Below are 21,594 nucleotides of genomic sequence, written 5' to 3' on the forward strand. Positions count from 1 at the left end.
CTGTCCTTGTCGGCGAGCGCGGCGTAGACGGCGCGCGTGCCGCCGGTAGCCGGGCGCGCCTGCAACCACGCCGCCAGCGCGCGCGCGGCCTGCGGGTTGTGGCCGACATCCAGCAGCACCTCCACCTCGCCCACCGCGTGCGACTGCAGCCGGCCGGCCACCGCGGCGTTGGCCACGCCCTCGGCCCACGCGGTACGCGGCACCGGCTTGCCCAGCGCGCGCAGCGCGGCGATGGCCGCGCCGGCATTGGCCAGCTGCACCGGCGCGCGCAGCGCCGGCATCGGCAGTTCCAGGCGGAAGGAGACGTCGCGCCAGCGCCAGCGCTCGGCGTCGATCGGCTCGCAGAAATAGTCGCTGCCGTAGCGGAGGGCGTTGGCGCCGACCAGGTAGGCGCGGCGCAGCACGCTCGACGGCGGATCGATCTCGCCCAGCACCACCGGCTTCCAGCCGCGGATGATCCCGGCCTTCTCCTCGCCGATGGCCTCGCGATCCTCGCCGAGCCAGTCGGTATGGTCGATATCCACGGTGGTGATGATCGAGACGTCGGCATCGACCAGGTTCACCGCGTCCAGCCGCCCGCCCAGCCCGACTTCCAGCACCGCCAGGTCCAGCCCGGCGCGGCCGAACAGCCACAGCGCGGCCAGCGTGCCGTATTCGAAATAGGTCAGCGCGGTGTCGCCGCGCACGGCCTCCACCGCGGCGAACGCGGCGACGAGCGCGGCATCGTCGGCATCCTCGCCATCGATGCGCACGCGCTCGTTGTAGGCCAGCAGGTGCGGCGAGGTGTACGCGCCGACCTTCCAGCCGGCCGCCCGCGCAATGGCTTCCACGAAGGCGACCGTCGAGCCCTTGCCGTTGGTGCCGCCCACGACGATGACCTTCTTCGCCGGCGCGCCGAGCGCCATCCGCGTGGCGACCTCGCGCACGCGCTCCAGCCCCATCGCGATCGATTGCGGGTGCTGGCGCTCGATGTATTCAAGCCATTCGGTGAGGGTGTTGGCGGTGTCCACGGGGCAAGGCCGGCTGCAAAAAACGGCGCCATTATCCCGATTTCGCGCCCCTGCCGGGCAACGCCTCCTTCAGCGGCGCGCGCGCGAGGAGGCCTTGGCGACGTACATGGCGCGGTCGGCCGCGCCGACCCATTCGTCCATGCCACGGTGGTGCGAGGCCAGCGGCGCCACGCCGATGCTGATGCTCACGTGCAGCTGCGGCCAGGTCGGCAGCTGCAGCTGGGCCACGCTCTCGCGCAGGTGGGCGGCCACGCGCTCGCCCTCGGTGAGGCTGGCGCCGAGCAGCAGCGCGAATTCGTCGCCGCCCAGCCGCGCGGGGAAGCCGGTGGCGCCGGCCTGCTCGCGCAGCAGCCGGGCGATCTCGCGCAACACTTCGTCGCCGGCGACGTGGCCGTGGCGGTCGTTGATGGACTTGAAGCCGTCCACGTCCAGCACCAGCAGCACGGCTTGCGCATGGCCGGCGCGCGCCGAGGCCACCAGTTCCTGTGCGCGTGCATTGAAGAAGCGCCGGTTGGGCAGGTCCACGCCGGGGTCGGTGAGGTTGAGCCGGTCCAGCTGGCGGTTCTGCTGCACGATGCGCCGCGCCAGCTGGTAGCCGACATGGCTCAACGCCAGCATGTAAATGAAGATCGCCGGCAGCGACCAGGCGATCGTGCGCATCGAGGCGCCCGGGTGGAAGGGCCAACCCAGCGCCCAGCCGGTCAACGCGGCCACCACCGCGCAGGCCAGCGTGGCGCGGCCGAGCAGGCGCCAGCCGCCGGCGGCGAGGCGGTCGGCGGCGAGGATGCTGAGCATGGCCGCGGCGGGTACCAGGCTGAAATGGGTCGCGGCGATCCAGAACCCGCCCATGGCGGCATCGATGACCAGGTTGCGATGCTCGACCGCGGCGGGGTCGCGCGCGCGCATCGCCAGCCAGAAGGCAACGTGCGGCCACACCAGCACGTTCAGCACGACGGCCCACGCATAGCGGCCCAGCGTGCCCTGCTCCAGCAGGACGGACACGTAAGGCAGGCACAGCAACAGCACACCCAGGTTGCGCATCGGATAGATGCGACGCACGAAGGCACGAGCCTTCGCCCGTGATTCCTGGTTCGAGGCGTAATAAGGCATCGGACGGGAGACTTGGCGGCAACGACAGGGCGACAACCGCGACGGACACCGTCCACGGCCCACGCCAGCCTAAGTCAACGGCGCCGCGCGCGGCATCGGGAAAGCCCTGACGTGCGGCGATGTCGCACGCCGCGGCGGGCAGCTACAGCGCGCGGTGCTTGGCTTCGCCGAAGAACGGCGTGTGGTGGCTGCAGTCGTTCAAGCGCACCACCTCCAGGTTCTCCACGTCCTCGCCTTCGAGCAGGTTGAGCGTGGTCGGCGCCTGGCGGAACGTCCACAGGCGCGAGAGCGGGATGCCCAGCACCTTGCACAGCAGGACACGGTTCACCGCGTCGTGCGCGACGACGAGCAGCGTGTCGTCCGGGCCCAGCCCTTCGGCGGCGGCGGCCAGGCCACGCCACGAACGCTCCAGCACCTGCCGCAGCGATTCACCGCCCGGCATCAGCACGGTGTCCGGCTCCTCGCGCCATGCGCGCAGGCGGGCCGGATCCTTGTCGTGGATCTCGCTGGCCAGCAGGCCTTCCCACTCGCCGTGGGCGATTTCCTGCAGGTCGGCGTCCAGCGTGAGCATGCCCTCGCGCGCGGGGCCGAGCGCGAAACGCGCGGTGGTCTGCGCGCGGGTCAGCGGCGAGGCCACGGCGCGGTCGATGCGGACGTCCTTCAGCCGCTCGCCCAGCGCGCGGGCCTGCGATTCGCCGACCGGCGAAAGCGGGATGTCGATCTGGCCCTGGTAGCGGCCTTCGGCGTTCCACGGCGTCTCGCCGTGACGGGCAAGCAGGATGCGCATGCGGGAGTGTGTCCTGGAGGGAGACGCGCCGTCGCGAGACGGCGGGGGGATCGCGATCATAACCGTTGCGGCGGGCCCGACGGCCCGCCGCGTCCGGGGCTCAGTGCTGCAGGCCGAGTTCCTTGATCAGCTGCGGCGCCGGGGCGACCTCGCGCATGATCCATTCCAGGTAGCGGCTGTCCACGGAGATCATGCGGGTCATCGCCGGGTCGAACACCCAGTTGCTGCTCACCGATTCCCAGTTGCCGTCGAACGCCAGGCCGACCAGGCGGCCATGCGCGTCCATCACCGGCGAACCGGAGTTGCCGCCGGTGATGTCCAGGTCGGAGAGGAAATCCACCGGCACCGAACCCAGGCGCTTGTCTTCCAGGCCGGCGTAGCGCTTGGCCTTCACCGCCTCCAGCAGGGCCTTGGGCGAATCGAACGGCTCGGCGCCGGTCTCCTTGGCCACGACGCCTTCCAGCGTGGTGAACGGGGTGTATTCCACGCCGTCCTTCGGCGCATAGCCCTTCACGTTGCCGAAAGTGATGCGCAGCGACAGGTTGGCGTCCGGATAGACGAACTCACCCTGGCTCTTCTTGTAGTCCGCCAGCGCCTGCAGGAACACCGGGCGGTACTTGAGCTGCTCGCCCTTCTGGATCTTCTCCTGCGTTTCCATCGCCAGCAGCGCCGGCATCACCGCCACCGCGTAGCGGATGGCCGGATCATCGCTGGCCTCGAACGCGGCGCGGTCGGCCTTGAGCCACTTCAGGCGCTCGTCGGTGTTGCCCAGGCGAGTGCCGTCCAGGCGCGCCACCGCGGCGTCCACGTCGCCGCCCAGCCACTGGTCCATCGCCGGCAGGTGCTGGTTCGCCGGCAGGCCGGCGTATTCCTTCAGCCAGTACGCCTGCAGCTGGCGGTCCATGGCCGGCACGTAGCGGCGCTCCATCTGCTTCATGGCGCCTTCGATCTGCGGCAGGTCGCGTTCCTGGTAGCCGCCCTGGCGCTGCGCGTCGGGCTTGGCGCGTTCCAGCGACAGGCGGTACAGCGTGGTCGCCGCGCTCAGCACGCCATTGCGGTTGAGCTGGGCGATGACCAGGTCACGCGCCTGGGTGGTGCGGGCCTGTCCGGCGAGCTTGACCAGTTCCGCATGCGCCTGCAGGCCGGCCTTGCCCTGCGTGCCCTGCTTCTTCAGCCAGGCGAGCACGGCCGCTTCCTCGGCGCGCTTCTGGCCAAGGGCATCGATGCGCTGGAAGCCGACGAGCTGGCCTTCGTAGTTCTTGCTGGTGTTGTTCCAGCCGGCCATGGTGCTGGCGTACTTCACCCGGATGTCCGGGTTCTGCTGGCCGGCCTTGTCCACCAGCGCGATCATGTTCTCGTAGTGCCTGGCGATGGTCGGGTAGGTCCACTGCGCGGTGTTCTCGAACTCGGTCACCAGCGCGTAGCGGTTGGTGCGGCCCGGGTAGCCGGCCACCATGACGAAATCGCCCGCGCCCAGCGGCTGGTCGGCGAACTTCAGGAAGTGCCTGGGCTGGTAGGGCACGTTGTCCCGGGAGAACGCGGCCGGCTTGCCGTCCTTGCCGACGTAGGCGCGGTAGAACGAGAAGTCGCCGGTGTGGCGCGGCCACATCCAGTTGTCGACGTCGCCGCCGAACTTGCCGACGCTGCCGGGCGGCGCATAGGCCAGGCGCACGTCCTTGATTTCGAGGTTCTTGAACAGCCGGTAGGTGTTGCCGCCGGCGAAGCTGAACAACTGGCAGCGGTACCCGCCACCGGCCTCGCAGCCGGCGACCTGGGCCTTCTCGAAGGCCTCCAGCGCCTCGGCGCGCTTGAGCGCGTCGCTGCCGGCGGCCGCCAGCGCGGCGCGGGCCTGGGCGGTGACGTCGGTGATCTCGTCGAGCACGTAGATGCGCGCGTTCGGGCCGGCGCTCAGCTCATCGGCCGGGGTCGGCGCGTTGAAGCCGTCCTTGATGAGGTTCTTCTCGGCGGTGGAGTTGAGCTGGATGGCACCGTAGGCGCAGTGGTGGTTGGTCACCACCAGGCCCTGCGGCGAGACGAAGCTGGCGGTGCAGCCGCCCAGCGCCACGACGGCGCCCATCGGGTCGCCGGTGAGGTCGGAGAGCTGCTCGGCCGTGAGCTTCAGGCCGGCCTTCTCGAGCGGACCGGCGATCTCCGGCAATTGTTGCGGGACCCACATGCCCTCGCCCGCCTGGGCTGGGGAGGCCGCGAGGAAACCGGCGGCCAGGGTGGAGGCGATGGACAGGGCAAGCAGGGTGGAACGCATCGGCACCGACTTCATTGGAAGGATGACTGGAGTGTAACCGCCCCCCTGTCGGCCTCCCCCCTGCCTGACGGCACCCCGGGCGTTCTGGCGGTGCAGCACGGGCGGCGCGGCGCGCGCCTTATAATTCGCGCCTCTCTTTCCCCACGGGTTTCAGCGGCAATGACGCAAACGATGAAGGCGCTGGTCAAGCGCGAAGCGGCCAAGGGCATCTGGCTGGAGGACGTGCCGGTTCCGGTGCCGGGCCCGAACGAAGTGCTGATCAAGCTGGAGAAGACGGCGATCTGCGGCACCGACCTGCACATCTACCTGTGGGACGAGTGGAGCCAGCGCACGATCAAGCCGGGCCTGACGATCGGCCACGAGTTCGTGGGCCGCATCGCCGAGCTGGGTTCGGCGGTGACGGGTTACCAGGTGGGCCAGCGGGTATCGGCCGAGGGCCACATCGTGTGTGGGCACTGCCGCAACTGCCGCGGTGGCCGTCCGCACCTGTGCCCGAACACGGTGGGCATCGGCGTGAACGTCAATGGTGCGTTCGCCGAGTACATGGTGATGCCGGCGTCGAACCTGTGGCCGATCCCGGACCAGATTCCGTCGGAGCTGGCGGCATTCTTCGACCCGTACGGCAACGCGGCGCACTGCGCGCTGGAGTTCGACGTGGTGGGCGAGGACGTGCTGATCACCGGCGCGGGCCCGATCGGCATCATCGCGGCGGGCATCTGCAAGCACATCGGTGCGCGCAACGTGGTGGTGACGGACGTCAACGATTTCCGCCTGAAGCTGGCCGCCGACATGGGCGCCACGCGGGTGGTGAACGTATCGAACACCTCGCTCAAGGACGTGATGAAGGACCTGCACATGGAGGGCTTCGACGTGGGCCTGGAAATGAGCGGTAACCCGCGCGCGTTCAACGACATGCTCGACTGCATGTACCACGGCGGCAAGATCGCGATGCTGGGCATCATGCCGAAGGGCGCGGGCTGCGACTGGGACAAGATCATCTTCAAGGGCCTGACGGTGCAGGGCATCTACGGGCGCAAGATGTACGAGACCTGGTACAAGATGACGCAGCTGGTGCTGTCCGGTTTCCCGCTCGGCAAGGTGCTCACCCACCAGTTGCCGATCGACGACTTCCAGAAGGGTTTCGACCTGATGGAACAAGGGAAGGCTGGCAAGGTCGTTCTTAGCTGGAACTGATGTGAGAGGGGCCGGTGCGGATGCATCGGCCCCTTTTCTTTATAGCTGCGATTTGCGTGTGCGGCTTGCTTCCTTGGCGGCGCTTTGGTTGCCACCGCGCGGCACCCGGGGGGTATGCCCCATCGGGGGACGCCAAAAGCGACCATCCATGGTCTTGAGCTCGTAGGGCGACGTCCTGTCGCCCTACGCCCCCGATGGGGCATACCCCCCGGGCGCCCGATGATCTCCCGCATGCGCGGTACGAAGATCAAAAGCGGCACCCCCCGCTTTTTCCCTCTCCCCTCCCCAGCGGAACTCCGCTTTCACTCCACCCTCGTCTCCGGCACCCTCTCAATGCGGGAGATGTTGGATGGCGCTGCTTTTCGATCCGACGATGTGATGTTGGGGGGTGCCCGGGGGGAAGGCCTTGGCGGGGGCGTGTGGCGACAGGATGTCGCCTCACGAGCTCAAGACCATGGATGGTCGCTTTTGGCGTCCCCCGCCAAGGCCTTCCCCCCGGGCGCCGTGCAGTAGCGACCGAACAGCCGCTCTCGAATCAAGAAAAGAAAAAGCGCCCCGAAGGACGCTTTTTCGAAATCCAGCAAACAAAGAATTGAACTTACGGCCAGCTGACAGTAGCCACAGCCGCGATCCGGCTATCCGAATTCTGCTTGCCGAAGTCGTACTCGCCGCTGCTGTCGGTGTCGTAATAGCCCACGGTGAGGTTGAGCGGGCCCCAGGTCTTGCCCACCGTCACGCTGTAATCCGTGTAGTCCTTGTAGTCGATGCTCGACGAGTAGGTCGTGCGCCCCACATGCACGCCGACGCTGAAATCCGACGGCAGCGCCCAGTCCGCGCCCAGCGCGTAGTAGAAGCTGTTCTCGTCCAGCCCGTACACATCGTTGGTGTACGCCACCGTCAGGCTGTAGGTATCGAGGAACGTCGTCTTGGTGATCAGCTCGTTGTAGTTCGACGCTCCCGCACCCGGATAGTTGTAGCGGTTCACCATCACGTCGAAATTCCAGTTCTCCGCGAAGTCGATCCCGTAGCCGATGAAACCGTCCACTTCCCAATCCGGATCACCCGCGCCGAAATCCACGTTCGATACCCACGTGCCCACGTACAGCCCGAACGGCGTCGTGTACGTCAGGCCCGCCTGGAACGCCGGGTCTTCGTTGGTCTGCGAAATGCCACGGAACACGTAGTCGTTGGTCACCGCGAAGGTGCCGCTGAAGCCCGAGGAATCCTCCTCTTCGGCTTCCTGCGCGAAAGCGGTGGCGGACAGCGTGGACAGCGCGAGCACGGCGGCGCACGCGAAAGGCAGCGACTTCTTCATACGGCACATCTCCTGTGGCGGGGTGGGCGAGGAAACTGCGGTGTCGATCCTTGTTTTACGGATTCTTAACCGAGGTTTCGTTGCAGTGCAACACCCGTGTCACTTTCGTGCCTGTTTCATCGGAAACCTTGTCCCGCCAGTGTCTCGTCCGTGTCTTGCCTCACGCGGGAACCGTCACGCTTCCGCCGGGAAAACCCCGTAGCGACGCGCCGCCAGATGCAATGGCTGGCCCGCCTGGAACGCCGCGCCGGCCGCCGGCAGATCCACCTCCACCTCCTCGGCCAGCGCGTCCAGGCGCGCCCGCAGGCGCAGGCGCGCGCCGCTGCGCTGGGTGGACACCACCGTGGCCGGCCAGCCCGCCGTCTCCAGCGTGATGTCCTCCGGCCGCACGTAAAGCGCCACGTCGCCCTCGCCGTCGGCCTGCCACGGCAGGTGCTGCCCCGCCACCTCGATCTGCCCGCCGCCCGCGCGTCCCGGCAGCCGGTTCACCTCGCCCACGAAGCCGTAGACGAACGGCGACGCCGGGCGGTCGTACACCGCCGCCGGGCTGTCGAGCTGCTCGATGCGCCCGCGGTTGAGGATCGCCACGCGGTCCGCCAGCTCCAAGGCCTCTTCCTGGTCATGGGTGACGAACACCGTGGTCAGGCCGGTGCGCTCATGCAGCTCGCGCAGCCAGCGGCGCAGCTCGCGGCGTACCTGCGCGTCGAGCGCGCCGAACGGTTCGTCCAGCAACAGCACGCGCGGCTCGATGGCCAAGGCGCGCGCCAGCGCCACGCGCTGCCGCTGCCCGCCCGACAACTGCGCCGGGTAGCGCTTCTCCAACCCCTGCAGTTGCACCAGCGAGAGCAGCTCGTGCACGCGGTCGGCGATGCGCTGCTTCGGCCAGCGCGCCTCGCCACGCCGCACGCGCAGGCCGAAGGCGATGTTGTCGAATACCGTCATGTGCTTGAACAGCGCGTAGTGCTGGAACACGAAGCCCACCCGGCGCGACTGCACGCTCATGCGCGTGGCGTCCTCGTTGCCGAAGAACACCTGCCCGCCATCGGCGCTCTCCAGCCCGGCGATGATCCGCAGCAGCGTGGTCTTGCCCGAGCCGGACGGCCCGAGCAGGGCCAGCAGCTCGCCCTGCTGGATATCCAGGTCGATGCCGTCGAGGGCGGCGAACTGGTCGAAACGCTTGTGCAGGTGTTGGATGCGGATGCCCATGCTCGCCTCAGTGACGGTGGTTGGACGCCAGCGATTCGCCGTGGCGCCACTCCAGGTAGGTCTTCAGCGCCAGCGTGACCAGCGCGCTCAACGCCAGCAGCGCGGCGCAGGCGAACGCGGCGCTGTAGGCGTATTCGTTGTAGAGGATCTCCACGTGCAGCGGCAGCGTGTTGGTGCGCCCGCGGATATGCCCGGACACCACCGACACCGCGCCGAACTCGCCCATCGCGCGCGCGCCGCACAGCAGCACGCCGTACAGCAGGCCCCAGCGGATGTTGGGCAGCGTCACCCGCCAGAACATCTGCCAGCCGCCGGCGCCCAGGCTCAGCGCGGCGAGCTCTTCATCGCTGCCTTGCTGCTCCATCAACGGCATCAGCTCGCGCGCGATGAACGGGAAGGTGACGAAGGTCGTCGCCAGCACGATGCCCGGCACGGCGAAAACGATCTTCGGCAGCTGGATCAGCGTCTCGCCGATGATCGGCAACTGCACCAGCCAGCCTTCGTCGATCAACGGCCACGCCCAGCCATTGCGGCCGAAGATCAGCACGAAGATCAGGCCGGCGACCACCGGCGACACCGAGAACGGCAGGTCGATCAAACTGACCAGCAGGCGCTTGCCTGGAAAGCGGTGCTTGCTCACCAGCCACGCGGCGGCCACGCCGAACACCAGGTTCAACGGCACCACGATGGCGGTGACGATCAGCGTGAGGCGGATGGCGGCCAGCGCGTCCGGGTCGCTGATCGCCTTCCAGAACACGCCCGCGCCGCCGCGCAGCGCTTCGGCGAACACCAGCACCAGCGGCAGCAGCAGGAAGCCGAGCAGGAACAGCAGCGCGCCGAGGATCAGCAACACGCGCACCCAGCCCGGTTCGGTGGTGGCGCGGGCGGCGATGTCGCGTGACCGGCGCACCGGCATGGCGGACTCCTGCAGCGGGACGGAAAGACCGGAGGCGATCTGGCTCATCGTGCCCTACTCCCGCCCCTTGCGCTGCATCCAGCCCTGCAACCCGTTCACCAGCAGCAGCACGCCGAAGGACAGCAGCAGCATCGCCGCGGCAATGGCGGTGGCGCCGGCATAGTCGAACTCCTCCAGCCGGATGGTGATCAGCAGCGGCGCGATCTCGGTGGCATTGGGCAGGTTGCCGGCAATGAAGATCACCGAGCCGTATTCACCCACGCCACGCGCGAAGGCCAGCGCAAAGCCGGTCAGCACCGCCGGCCACAGCCCCGGCAGCACCACGCCGAGCACGGTCTGCCAGCGGCCGGCGCCGAGCGTGGCGGCGGCCTCTTCCAGTTCCTTCTCCGATTCCAGCAATACCGGCTGCACCACGCGCACCACGAACGGCAGGCCGACGAACACCAGCGCCACGGTGATGCCCAGCGTCGTGTAGGCGACCTTGATGCCCAGCGGCTCCAGGAAGCGGCCGATCCAGCCGTTGCCGCCGTACAGCGCGGTGAGCGCGATGCCGGCCACGGCGGTGGGCAACGCGAACGGCAGGTCGATCATCGCGTCGAACAGGCGCTTGCCCGGAAAGCGATAGCGCACCAGCACCCACGCCACCCAGGTACCCATCAGCGCGTTGAACGCCGCCGCCGCCAGCGCGGTGCCGAAGCTCACGCGCAGCGCGGAAAGTACGCGCGGTTCTGTCCACGCATGCCAGATGCCGGCCCAGCCCAGGCCGCTGGTTTTCACGAACACGCCCAGCAACGGGATGAGCACGATCAGGCCCAGCCACACAAACGTGATCCCCAGGCTCAGTCCGAACCCGGGGATCACCCTGCGCCGCGGCGCGGGCCGCGGCGTGGAAACGGCAGGTACAGCCATCGGCTACTTGCTCGCCTGGATCTGGTCGAAGAGGCCGCCGTCGGCGAAGTGCTCGGCTTGCGCCTTGTCCCAGCCTCCGAACGCGGTCTGGATCGTCACCAGTTCCACCTTCGGGAAGCGCGCGATGTCAGCCGGGTCGGCGAACTCCGGCTTGCGCGGACGGTAGTAGTGCCTGGCCGCGATCTTCTGGCCTTCCGGCGAGTACAGGTACTTGAGATACGCCTCGGCGACCTCGCGCGTGCCGTGCTTGTCGACGTTCTTGTCGACCACCGCCACCGAGGGCTCGGCCAGGATGGACAGCTTCGGCACCACGATCTCGAACTTGTCCGGGCCCAGTTCCTCCTGCGCCAGGAACGCCTCGTTCTCCCAGGCCAGCAACACGTCGCCGATGCCGCGCTGGACGAACGTGGTGGTGGCGCCGCGCGCGCCGGTATCGAGCACCGGCACGTTGCGGAACAGCGCGCGCATGTAGTTCAAGGTGCGCTCGCGGTCGCCCTTGAAGATGCGGTCGGCGTAGGCCCACGCGGCGAGGTAGTTCCAGCGCGCGCCGCCGGAGGTCTTCGGGTTCGGCGTCACCACCGACACGCCCGAGCGCAGCAGGTCCGGCCAGTCCTTGATGTTCTTCGGGTTGCCCTTGCGCACCAGGAACACGATGGTGGAGGTGTACGGCGCGCTGTTGTCGGGCAGGCGCTTTTCCCAGCCCGGCTGGATCAGCTTGCCCTTCTGCTCCACCGCATCCACGTCATAGGCGAGCGCCAGCGTCACCACGTCGGCCTCGATGCCGTCGATCACCGCGCGCGCCTGCTTGCCCGAACCGCCGTGCGAGGTCTCCACGGTGACCGTGTCGCCCTTGGTCTCCTTCCAGTGCTTGGCGAAGGCGGCGTTGTAATCCTTGTAGAGCTCGCGCGTCGGGTCATAGGACACGTTGAGCAGCTGCACGTCGCGCGCGGTGGCCGGCGCGACCAGCGCGACGGTCAGCAGCGCGGCGAGCAACGGGGTGGCCCAGCGGGCCGCGTTCTTCTTGATTGTCTTCACCGAAGTCTTCTCCATGGTCAGAAGGCCACCTGGAGGCGGGAGATCACCGCCTTCTCGTCTTCGCGGTCGGCGCCGTTGAGCGCACCGCCGTCGAAGCGCGTCTGCGAATAGTTGAATACCAGCTTGAGGTTGCTGGTGAGATACCAGTTCACGCCCAGCGTCCAGGCTTCGGCGCGACGGGCCGCGACGTCGGCGCTGGCGAACAGCGGGAACGCGGCGTCATCCACTTCCAGTACACCATACCGGCCCACCACTTCCCATGCACCCCACCCGCCGTTCTTGCCGAACGGGTTGGAGGGCTTCGTCACGCCGCGATAACCTGCATCCTCGCCGGTCAGCACGTAGCTGGCCGTCGCCTGCCATGCCTTGTTCTCCAGGTCCGCGCGGTTCGCGCCCAGTGCGACCTCTTGTCGCGACACGATGTATTCGCCGAGCAGGCCGAAGGCGTTGCGGTAGTAGTAGCCCTGCGGCGACCAGCGCAGGTTGCGGCCGTCGGCGGCCACCGTGCTGCGGTAGTTGAAGAACTGCACCTGGCCCGGCGTGCGGTAGCGCGGCAGGAAGTTGTTGCCCACGCCGTCCTTGTCGCCGACGCTGGCGCCGATGCCGAAGCCCAGCCCCGACCACGCGCTCGCATCGTTCTTGAAGGGTTCGAAGAACACGCGCCCGGCATATTCGAATTCGTTGTCCGGGTTGCTGGTCACCGCATCGCGGCCATCGACGGTACCGTTGTAGATGCCGGCCGCGTAACTGAAGGTGCCGCCGGCGACATCGCCCTGCAGCTGCACGCCGATGTCGCGGTTCGGGGCGAGCTCGCTCGGGAACGCGCGCTCGGTATCGGCCAGCGCGGAGGAAGACTGCAGGCGCTCCAGGCCCACCGGCGAGGTGAACTTGCCCACGCGCAGCGTGTAGGCCGGGTCGAAGCGCACGTCGAAATACGCATCGACGATGCTGGCGCTGTCGCCGGCGAATTCCGGCGTGAAGCGGAACGCCAGCAGCTTGCCGAGCGAGCCTTCGATGATCGGCCGCGCGGTGCGGATGAGGAAGGTGTCGTTCTGCGGCACGGCGTCGTCGCCGATGTAGAAGCGGCCATCGCCCTGCAGCAGGCCGCGCAGGCGGATCTCGTAGGCGCCATCGGCGGACTTGAACGAGGCGCCCTTGTCGTTGACCGCCACCACCGGGGTTTCCTTGGCCTTGGCCACGCGCTCCTCGTCCTGGATCTCCAGCTTGCGCTCGATCACCCGCAGGCGCTGGTCCAGGTCGGCCAGGCCCTCGCCCGCCGGCGCCTCGGCCGGGGCAGCGCCCAGGCGGCGCTCCAGCACCTCCAGGCGACGCTGCAGTTCTTCCACCGTCGGTTGCTGGGCGGCCTGCGCCCAGCCGGGCACGGCAGCCAACGCGCAGGCCAGGGCGAGCCCGGTCCTGCGTCCCGAATGTTTCGCACCTCCGCCTGCCTGCCTTGCTCGCATTCCCCGTCTCTCCGGTGGGTGGGCCAAGCCCCCTTGGCCCGTGGAGCGACGATGCTGCAACCGCACAACAGGGCGGGGAAATGACCAAAGACGCGGGGCTTATAGCCATTGCGAATGAGGCCGGCGGGGCGGCGTGGCCGGCAGGGTAAAATCCGCGCTTTCCGCCTTGCGACAGCCCCCATGACCGACGCCTCCCTGACCCGGCACTACGCCGAGGAACTCGATTCCATCCGCGAACAGGGCCTGTTCAAGTCCGAACGCATCATCACCAGCCCGCAGTCGGCGGAAATCACCCTGGCCGACGGCCGCACGGTGTTGAACTTCTGCGCGAACAACTACCTCGGCCTGGCCGACCACCCGGACGTGATCCAGGCCGCCAAGGACGCGCTGGACACGCACGGCTTCGGCATGGCGTCGGTGCGCTTCATCTGCGGCACCCAGGACCTGCACAAGCAGCTGGAGCAGACCATCGCCGACTTCTTCGGCACCGAGGACACCATCCTCTACGCGGCCTGCTTCGACGCCAACGGCGGCCTGTTCGAGCCGCTGCTGGGCGAAAACGACGCGATCATCTCCGACGCGCTCAACCACGCCTCGATCATCGACGGCGTGCGCCTGTGCAAGGCCAAGCGCTTTCGCTATGCCAACTGCGACATGGCCGACCTGGAAGCACAGCTGCAGGCCGCCGACGCGGCCGGCTGCAAGACCAAGCTGATCACCACCGACGGCGTGTTCTCGATGGACGGCTTCATCGCCCCGCTGGACGAGATCACCGCGCTGGCGAAAAAGTACAACGCGCTGGTCCACATCGACGAATGCCACGCCACCGGCTTCCTCGGCGCGACCGGCCGCGGCTCGGCCGAGGTCAAGGGCGTGCTGGACAAGATCGACATCTTCACCGGCACGCTGGGCAAGGCGATGGGCGGCGCGCTGGGCGGCTTCACCACGGCGAAGAAGGAAGTGATCGAGCTGCTGCGCCAGCGCTCGCGCCCGTACCTGTTCTCCAACTCGCTGCCGCCGCACGTGGTGGCCGCGGGCATCAAGGCGTTCGAGATGCTGGAAGCGGCGGGCGACCTGCGCGAGAAGCTGGTCGAGAACACCGCCTACTTCCGCGAGAAGATGGTCGCCGCCGGTTTCGACGTGAAGCCGGGCGTGCATCCGATCAGCCCGGTGATGCTGTACGACGCGCCGCTGGCACAGCGCTTCGCGCAGCGCCTGCTGGAGGAAGGCATCTACGCGATCGGCTTCTTCTTCCCGGTCGTGCCCAAGGGCCAGGCACGCATCCGCACGCAGATCAGCGCCGCGCACAGCCGCGCGCACCTGGACCAGGCGATCGATGCGTTCACCCGCATCGGCCGCGAACTGGGCGTGTTGAAGGGCTGAGCGCCCTCGCGGCGGGGGCTCAGCCCTCGCCGCTGCCCTGCTTGGCCGGCGCCTTGGCCTGGGAGACTTCCTTGGCCGCCGGCTTGGCCTTGGGCTTCGGTTTGGCGACGGCCACGGCAGGCGCGGCCGGGGCCGGGGTCGCGCCGGATTTCGCGGGAACCGGCTTGGCCGCGGCGACCTTCGTCGCGGCCGGCTTGGCCGGGGTGGCGACAGCGGTCTTCGCGCGCGCCGGCCTGGCGGGCGCCTTGGCCTGCGTGGTAGCGCGCGTCGGGGCGTCCGACGCGGGCGCGCCCTTGGCGACGCGGATGCCCCGCGCCTTCATCCACGCATCGAATTCGTCGGCCGTCATCCGCCGGCCGTTCTGGGTCATGTTGAAACGATAGGCGCCGGTGGCGTCGCGCTCGCCGGCAGGCGGCGGCGGTGTTGCCGTGCTGGCCTGCGGCGCCGGTCCATGCGTGGCGCACGCACTGAGCAGCAGCATGCCCGCCAGGGCGGTCAGTCGAGCGGCACGCGGCCGCGGCAGTCGGTGTCCCCACATGGTCGTCTCTCCCCAGAGATGCGACCGAGTGTAGGCCCGGGCCGTGCCCGGTGGCGGCGGGAATCGCGATCTGCCCGGTGGGCGCACGCGGCAAGCGTGATGCCGTGCCCAAGTTCCGCGTACCGGCCTCTCGCGGGCAGGGGGCGGCCAGTGCCACCCGGCACTCAACCGACCAGCGCGCGCCACTCCTGTTCGCTCAGCGGGCGCCAGGCCCCCTTGGCCAGCTCGCCCAGCACCAGCCCGCCGACCGCCACGCGCACCAGCCGCAGCACGCCGATGTCCTGGCTGGCGAGCAGGCGCCGGATCTGCCGGTTGCGGCCCTCTTCCAGCACCACCTCCAGCCAGGCATTGCGCTCGCCTTCGCGCAGCACGGTGATGCGGCGGGCGCTGAGCCGTTCGCCTTCGTCCTCGATGCCCTCATGCATCGCCTGCAACTGCGCGGGCGTGGGCAGGCTATCGACCTGGACGTGGTAGGTCTTGTCGGGACCGCGCGCGGGGTCGGTGATCGCGGCGGCCCATTGCGGGTCGTTGCTGAAAAGCAGCAGGCCTTCGCTGGCCTTGTCGAGGCGGCCGACCGGCGCCAGCCAGGGCAGGCCGGAACCTTCGAAGCAGCGGTAAACGGTATCGCGGCCCTGCTCGTCGCGCGTGGAGGTAACCAGGCCGCGTGGCTTGTTGAGCATCACGTAGTGCCGCGCCGGCCCCTGCAGCGGCTGGCCGTCCACGCGCAAACGCGCGGCGACGTCGCCGGCCTGCGGGATCGGGAATTCGGGGTCACGGACGATGCGGCCATCGACCTGCACGCGCCCCTCGGCGACCCAGCGCGCGGCTTCGCTGCGCGAACACACGCCGAGTTTGGAAAGGGTGCGCGCCAGGCCATGGCGCGGACCCGCGGCGGCGCCGCGGGCGGGAGGACGCGGCCGGGAAGCCGGCGGCGGACGCCGGTGCACGGCCACGTCCCGGGCGGCTTACTTCGATTCGGCCGGCTTGGTCTCGGCCGCCGGGGCGGCCGCGGCCGGTGCGGCGGTCGGGCGCGCCTTGACCACGCGCACGCCGCGCGCCTTCATCCAGGCGTCGAACTCCTCGGCGGTCATGCGCTTGCCGTTCTGGCTCATGTCAAAGCGCCACGGCGTGTTGTCGAACGCGGTCTGCGGCTTGTAGGCCGCCGGGTCGTTCGGGTTGGCGGCACCGCCGGCCGGCAGCGCCTTGCTGATGTCCTGGCAGCCTTCCACGCGCAGGCGCAGCAGCACGCGGTCCACCGACTGGTCGCTGGTGAACGGCTGGGCGAGCACGCCGGAAGGCATGCCGAGCTGGCCGTTGCGGGTGAACAGTTCCGAGGAAGCCGGCGCGACGACGGTGGCCGGCAGCGGCAGCGGCGCGGCAGCCGGGGTCGGTGCGCAATTGCTCGCGGCATGGGCGGCGGGGACGAGGGCGAGACCGATCAGTCCGGCCAAGGCGGCGATACGCAGCATCGGAATTCCGTGGGTGGGCGACGCGGCGAGTGTAGGCAGCGCGGACAAGCCTTTCAACCGGCGCGAACGTGCGCGGGTGCGCGATTCGCCATTCACGCCGGCACTTTCTTCTCTTCGCGCGCGGGGTCGCGCGGCCGGAAAAAACAAAGCCCGGCTTGCGCCGGGCTTTGCCTGAAGCATGAAGCGTCCGATCAGTTCTGGACGTTCAGCTCGGTACGACGGTTCTTCTCGCTCTTACAGGCCGGGAAGGTATCCGGGGTCGACTCCAGCGGACGGCTCTCGCCGTAACCGATCGGACCCTGCAGGCGACCGGCGTCAACGCCGTTCTGGGTCAGATAGTTGTACACCGCGGTCGCACGACGCTCCGACAGCTTCTGGTTGTAGTCCGGCTTGCCGCACAGGTCGGTGTGGCCGGCCACTTCCACGCGCAGATCCGGGTAACGCTTCAGGATCTCGGTGGCTTCGCTCAGGATCGCCACGGCGTCCGGACGCAGGTTCGACTTGTCGAAGTCGAAGTTCACGCCCTTCAGGTCGATGGAGACCGGGACCGGGCAACCATCCGGACCGATGGTCTGGCCAGGCTGCGAGTTCGGGCACTTGTCGTCACAGTTGTTGACGCCGTCGCCGTCGTCGTCCAGGTCGGCGCAGCTCGGCGCGACCGGCGCCGGAGCAACCGGGGCAGCCGGCGGCGGGCCCAGCGGGATCACGACGCCGACCGACGCCAGGATGTCACCGAACCAGCTCTCGTCCGGAGCGGCAATCGACTGGTCGTCGAAGTCGCCACGGTAGGCCACTTCGGCGCGCACGGCGACGCGCTTGTCGAAGGTGGTCTGCAGGCCGACGCCGACCTTGGCGGCGAACTCGCCGTCCTTGCGCTCGCCCGGGGAGGTCGGGTTCGGGAACGCGTCGTACTCTTCCTCGGTCTTCTGGTAGCCCACACCGAACAGCAGGTACGGGTTCCAGCCACGGCCTTCCTGGATGAAGTGGCGACGCAGGTCGAACGAGATGCCGTACTGGCTCCAGTTCAGATCCTGGTTGGCGTCGAAGTTCGGGTTCTGATAGTTCAGTTCACCGTCGATCGACCAGTTCGGGCTCACGAACTTGCCCAGGCCCAGAGTGACGAACGGAGCATCATTGGTGGTGCGGTCGCTGTCCTGGAAGTTGAAACCGGCCGAACCCGTCAGGTACCAGCGATCATCAAACTCCTGCGCGGAGGCAGCCCCGGCGAAGGCCAGGCCGCCCAGCAACGCGGCAGTGAGGATTTTCTTGTTCATGAATACAGCTCCTTGTTTCGGGGGTGTAAAACCGATAGAGGCATGGTTCAGTTCAGATGTCTCGTCACATCCAGACGGCCGTTCCGCACGCCATCGCGGCGCAGATTAAGCTCGCTTAAGTGAAGACCGCGTTAACGGTCACATAACAAGTGGGCGTTCGCGCATACCCCGCAAACCCACTGAATCCAACGTATACAGCTTCATGAAAGGCTGCGCCAGATTATCAAGACGGGCAGTGTGAAAAATCGTCGCGGCGATTTTTCGAACGTAATGGACGAGGTGACCGCACGCCCCCGAAGCGGTTAGGTTGAGGGTCCGGGTGGATGTTCGCGTCCGCCCTTTCCAGGCCTTGGAGGTGCCATGAAAGCTGTCGCCCTGACCCGGTATCTGCCGATCGACGATCCGCACTCGCTGGAAGACGTCACCCTCCCCGCGCCCGCCGCGCCCACCGGCCACGACCTGCTCGTGCGCGTGCTCGCGGTGTCGGTCAATCCGGTCGACACCAAGGTGCGTTCGCCCAAGCCACAGGTGGAAACGCAGCCGAAGGTGCTGGGCTACGACGCCGCGGGCGTGGTCGAGGCCGTCGGCCCCGACGTCACCGCCTTCGCGCCCGGCGACGAGGTGTACTACGCCGGCGACATCACCCGCGCTGGCGCCAACGCGCAGTTCCAACTCGTGGACGAACGCCTCGTCGGGCGCAAACCGGACACGCTGGATTTCGCGCAGTCCGCCGCGTTGCCGCTCACCACGCTCACCGCGTGGGAACTGCTGTTCGAACGCATGCCGTATCGCTTCGACGATGCGCACAACCGCGGCCGGCGCCTGCTGGTGATCGGCGGCGCGGGCGGCGTGGGCTCGATCGCGATCCAGCTGGCGCGGCATGCAGGCTTTGAAGTCATCGCCACCGCATCGCGCGAGGAAACCGTGGCGTGGTGCAGACAGATGGGCGCGCAACACGTCATCGACCACCGCGAGCCGCTGGCCGCGCAGCTGCGCACGCTGGGCATCGAGTCGGTGGATGCGGCGATCAACCTGGCCGACACCGATCGCTACTGGGAAGCGCTGGGCGAACTGGTGGCGCCGCAGGGGCACGTGGGGTTGATCGTGGAGCCGTCCGGCGCGCTGCGCATCGGCGACCCGTACAAGGCCAAGTGCATCGGCATCCACTGGGAAATGATGTTCGCGCGTGCGCGTTTCCGCACCGCCGACATGGTCGAGCAACACCGCATCCTCGGCCGCGCCGGCAGCCTGGTCGACGCGGGCGAGCTGCGCACCACGCTCACCGAGGTGCTCGGGCCGATCAACGCGGCGAACCTGCGCGAGGCGCACCGCCGGCTGGAATCGGGCCGCACCATCGGCAAGCTGGCGCTGGCCGGCTGGTAGTCCCCCGGCCCGGCCGCCGCCCTCGCGCGGCCGGGCCTTTGCGAACGCCGGCCGATCCCCGACAATGGGGTCATCCGTACGCCAGCGTATCCATATGCCCGCCGAGACGCCCGTTTCCGATTCGACCGCCTTCCCGCATCTGTTCGCGCCGCTGGACCTGGGGTTCACCCGCCTGCGCAACCGCGTGCTGATGGGCTCCATGCACACCGGCCTGGAAGATCGCGCCCGCGACTTCCCCCGCCTGGCCGCCTACTTCGCCGAGCGTGCCGCCGGCGGCGTGGGGCTGATCGTCACCGGCGGCTTCGCGCCGAACGTGGCCGGCTGGCTGAAGCCGTTCGGCGGCAAGCTGTCCTGGCCGTGGGAAGGCCGTCCGCATCGCCAGCTCACCGCGGCCGTGCACCCGCACGGCGCGAAGATCTGCCTGCAGCTGCTGCATGCCGGCCGTTACGCCTACCACCCCTTGCAGGTCGCCCCGTCGAAGCTGAAGGCGCCGATCAACCCGTTCACCCCGCGCGCGCTGTCGGCCGGCGGGGTCGAGCGGCAGATCAAGGCGTACGCCCACGCCGCCCGCATGGCGCGCGAGGCCGGCTATGACGGCGTGGAGGTGATGGGTTCGGAAGGCTATCTGATCAACGAATTCACCGCGCCGCGCACCAACCGCCGCGATGACGCCTGGGGCGGTGACGCCACCAGGCGCATGCGTTTCGCGGTGGAGATCGTGCGCCGCATCCGCGAAGCCTGCGGGCCGGATTTCATCATCATCTACCGGCTGTCGCTGGTGGACCTGGTGGACGAAGGCAACCAGTGGGAAGAGATCGTCGCCCAGGCCAAGGCCGTGGAAGCGGCAGGCGCGACGATCATCAACTCGGGCATCGGCTGGCACGAAGCGCGCGTGCCGACCATCGCCACCTCGGTGCCGCGCGCGGCTTTCGCCGGCGTCACCGCCAAGCTCAAGCCCGAAGTGCGCCTGCCAGTGGTGGCGACCAATCGCATCAACATGCCCGAGGTGGCCGAACGCATCCTCGCCGGCGGCGGCGCGGACATGGTCTCCCTCGCCCGCCCGCTGCTGGCCGACCCGGAATGGGCCAACAAGGCGCGCGCCGGCCGCAGCCAGGCCATCAACACCTGCATCGCCTGCAACCAGGCCTGCCTGGACCACGTGTTCGACAACAAGCTGGTCAGCTGCCTGGTCAACCCGCGTGCCGGCCACGAGACCGAGCTGAACTACCTGCCGACCGCCCAGCCGCGCCGCATCGCGGTGGTGGGCGCGGGCCCGGCCGGCCTGGCCTGCGCCACCGTGGCGGCGCGCCGCGGCCACCAGGTGACGCTGTTCGATGCCGCCAGCGAGATCGGCGGCCAGTTCAACGTCGCCAAGCGCATTCCGGGCAAGGAGGAGTTCCACGAGACGCTGCGCTACTTCCGCCAGGAGCTGGAGGCGACCGGGGTAACGCTGCGCCTGGGCTCGGTCGTGGGCCCGGCGGATCTGTCCGGGTACGACGAGGTCGTGCTGGCCACCGGCATCACCCCGCGCGGGGTGGATTTCCCCGGTGCCGACCACCCCAAGGTCGTCACTTACCTGGACGTGCTGCTCGGCCGGGTCGCGGTGGCCGACAAGGTGGCGATCATCGGCGCCGGCGGCATCGGCTTCGACGTCGGCGAGTTCCTGGTCCACCACGGCGAATCGCCGTCGCTCGACACCGGGCGCTGGATGGCCGAATGGGGCGTGGACCCCCGCTTCGAGGCCCGTGGCGCCCTGGTGCCGCCACAGCCCGAGGCCCCGGCGCGTGAAGTCTGGCTGCTGCAGCGCAGCCCCGGTAGGCCGGGCGTCCGCCTCGGCAAGACCACCGGCTGGATCCACCGCGCCACGCTGAAGGCCAAGCGCGTGAAGATGCTCGGCGGCGTGGAGTACGTCGGCGTGGACGACGAGGGCCTGCACATCCGCATCGACGGCCAGGAACAGACGCTGCCGGTCGGCCATGTGGTGATCTGCGCCGGCCAGGAGCCGCGTCGCGAGCTGCTCGCGCCGCTGCAGGCAGCGGGCGTGTCGGTGCATGTGATCGGGGGTGCCGACGTGGCCGCCGAACTCGACGCCAAGCGCGCCATCGACCAGGGCAGCCGCCTCGCCGCGCGCCTCTGAGCGCCCCTGCGTGGCGGCCCGATCGGCGGCCGCCACGCCCTTCACGGAGCCTCGCCGTGCCCGTTTCGGGCAGATCGGCCGGCCCCGCCCGCCCCGGATGTCAAGCTGACGCGTTCACGCGGCGTTGCGTGATGTCCATCTACCTTGCGCGCACTTTCGGGCCGCCCCCAGTTCGGCGGTCCCCCCGGCCCCCTCACATTCC

General features: G+C 68.8%; 18 protein-coding genes. 4 read left to right on the forward strand and 14 right to left on the reverse strand.

The features are described from left to right. The 4 genes from folC to ARC20_RS10640 form a co-directional block, all read right to left on the reverse strand. On the reverse strand, positions 1–1,010 hold a 1,010-nt coding region (gene folC / locus ARC20_RS10625; RefSeq protein WP_057646885.1), incomplete at its 3' end, for a bifunctional tetrahydrofolate synthase/dihydrofolate synthase. A 69-nt stretch (positions 1,011–1,079) separates the two neighbouring features. Next, positions 1,080–2,051 carry a sensor domain-containing diguanylate cyclase gene (locus tag ARC20_RS10630; RefSeq protein ID WP_237642565.1) on the reverse strand — a complete coding sequence of 324 codons (972 nt, stop codon included), beginning with the start codon at positions 2,049–2,051 and terminating at the stop codon, positions 1,080–1,082. A 211-nt stretch (positions 2,052–2,262) separates the two neighbouring features. Continuing rightward, the gene (locus tag ARC20_RS10635) at positions 2,263–2,907 is read right to left on the reverse strand and encodes a histidine phosphatase family protein (protein ID WP_057646889.1); all 645 of its coding nucleotides are present in this window, start codon (positions 2,905–2,907) and stop codon (positions 2,263–2,265) included. 100 nt (positions 2,908–3,007) lie between these two features. Next, on the reverse strand, positions 3,008–5,170 hold the full coding sequence (locus ARC20_RS10640) for a S46 family peptidase (protein ID WP_057646916.1): 2,163 nt from the start codon (positions 5,168–5,170) through the stop codon (positions 3,008–3,010). Positions 5,171–5,329: 159 nt separating this feature from the next. On the opposite strand from ARC20_RS10640, the gene tdh reads away from it, so the two are divergent. After that, entirely contained in the window at positions 5,330–6,364 is a 1,035-nt protein-coding gene (gene tdh, locus ARC20_RS10645) for an L-threonine 3-dehydrogenase (protein WP_181360149.1), read from the forward strand. 598 nt (positions 6,365–6,962) lie between these two features. Here tdh and ARC20_RS10655 read toward each other — a convergent pair. From ARC20_RS10655 to ARC20_RS10680, 6 genes are all read right to left on the reverse strand, one after another. Further along, positions 6,963–7,679, reverse strand: coding sequence for a TorF family putative porin (locus ARC20_RS10655; RefSeq protein WP_057646893.1), 717 nt, complete (start codon positions 7,677–7,679; stop codon positions 6,963–6,965). A gap of 174 nt (positions 7,680–7,853) precedes the next feature. After that, positions 7,854–8,885, reverse strand: coding sequence for a sulfate/molybdate ABC transporter ATP-binding protein (locus tag ARC20_RS10660; RefSeq protein ID WP_057646895.1), 1,032 nt, complete (start codon positions 8,883–8,885; stop codon positions 7,854–7,856). A 7-nt stretch (positions 8,886–8,892) separates the two neighbouring features. Then, positions 8,893–9,849 (reverse strand): sulfate ABC transporter permease subunit CysW, encoded by a 957-nt coding sequence (gene cysW, locus ARC20_RS10665; protein ID WP_057646897.1) that lies wholly within the window; start codon positions 9,847–9,849, stop codon positions 8,893–8,895. Positions 9,850–9,855: 6 nt separating this feature from the next. Continuing rightward, entirely contained in the window at positions 9,856–10,710 is an 855-nt protein-coding gene (gene cysT, locus ARC20_RS10670) for a sulfate ABC transporter permease subunit CysT (RefSeq protein WP_057646899.1), read from the reverse strand. A gap of 3 nt (positions 10,711–10,713) precedes the next feature. After that, positions 10,714–11,736, reverse strand: a complete 1,023-nt coding sequence (locus ARC20_RS10675) for a sulfate ABC transporter substrate-binding protein (protein WP_425478502.1) — start codon at positions 11,734–11,736, stop codon at positions 10,714–10,716. 26 nt (positions 11,737–11,762) lie between these two features. Beyond that, positions 11,763–13,127: an OprO/OprP family phosphate-selective porin gene (locus ARC20_RS10680; RefSeq protein WP_237642567.1), complete on the reverse strand. Its 1,365-nt coding sequence runs from the start codon at positions 13,125–13,127 to the stop codon at positions 11,763–11,765. 261 nt (positions 13,128–13,388) lie between these two features. On the opposite strand from ARC20_RS10680, the gene kbl reads away from it, so the two are divergent. Continuing rightward, on the forward strand, positions 13,389–14,591 hold the full coding sequence (gene kbl / locus ARC20_RS10685) for a glycine C-acetyltransferase (protein ID WP_057646905.1): 1,203 nt from the start codon (positions 13,389–13,391) through the stop codon (positions 14,589–14,591). 19 nt (positions 14,592–14,610) lie between these two features. On the opposite strand, the gene ARC20_RS18630 is transcribed toward kbl, so the two are convergent. From ARC20_RS18630 to ARC20_RS10705, 4 genes are all read right to left on the reverse strand, one after another. Beyond that, positions 14,611–15,129 (reverse strand): hypothetical protein, encoded by a 519-nt coding sequence (locus tag ARC20_RS18630; protein WP_146165850.1) that lies wholly within the window; start codon positions 15,127–15,129, stop codon positions 14,611–14,613. Between the two features lie 164 nt (positions 15,130–15,293). Then, positions 15,294–16,076, reverse strand: a complete 783-nt coding sequence (locus ARC20_RS10695; protein WP_057646919.1) for a pseudouridine synthase — start codon at positions 16,074–16,076, stop codon at positions 15,294–15,296. An 18-nt stretch (positions 16,077–16,094) separates the two neighbouring features. Further along, positions 16,095–16,598: a hypothetical protein gene (locus ARC20_RS10700; RefSeq protein ID WP_057646909.1), complete on the reverse strand. Its 504-nt coding sequence runs from the start codon at positions 16,596–16,598 to the stop codon at positions 16,095–16,097. A 191-nt stretch (positions 16,599–16,789) separates the two neighbouring features. Then, the gene (locus ARC20_RS10705; RefSeq protein ID WP_057646911.1) at positions 16,790–17,872 is read right to left on the reverse strand and encodes an OmpA family protein; all 1,083 of its coding nucleotides are present in this window, start codon (positions 17,870–17,872) and stop codon (positions 16,790–16,792) included. Between the two features lie 360 nt (positions 17,873–18,232). On the opposite strand from ARC20_RS10705, the gene ARC20_RS10710 reads away from it, so the two are divergent. Then, positions 18,233–19,255: a zinc-binding alcohol dehydrogenase family protein gene (locus tag ARC20_RS10710; protein WP_057646912.1), complete on the forward strand. Its 1,023-nt coding sequence runs from the start codon at positions 18,233–18,235 to the stop codon at positions 19,253–19,255. Positions 19,256–19,349: 94 nt separating this feature from the next. Beyond that, complete coding sequence (locus ARC20_RS10715; RefSeq protein ID WP_057646914.1) at positions 19,350–21,392, forward strand: NADPH-dependent 2,4-dienoyl-CoA reductase; 2,043 nt, start codon at positions 19,350–19,352, stop codon at positions 21,390–21,392. Positions 21,393–21,594 lie beyond the last annotated feature (202 nt).

Origin of the sequence: Stenotrophomonas panacihumi, assembly GCF_001431645.1 — a bacterium.
GTDB classification, from domain to species: Bacteria; Pseudomonadota; Gammaproteobacteria; order Xanthomonadales; family Xanthomonadaceae; genus Stenotrophomonas_A; species Stenotrophomonas_A panacihumi.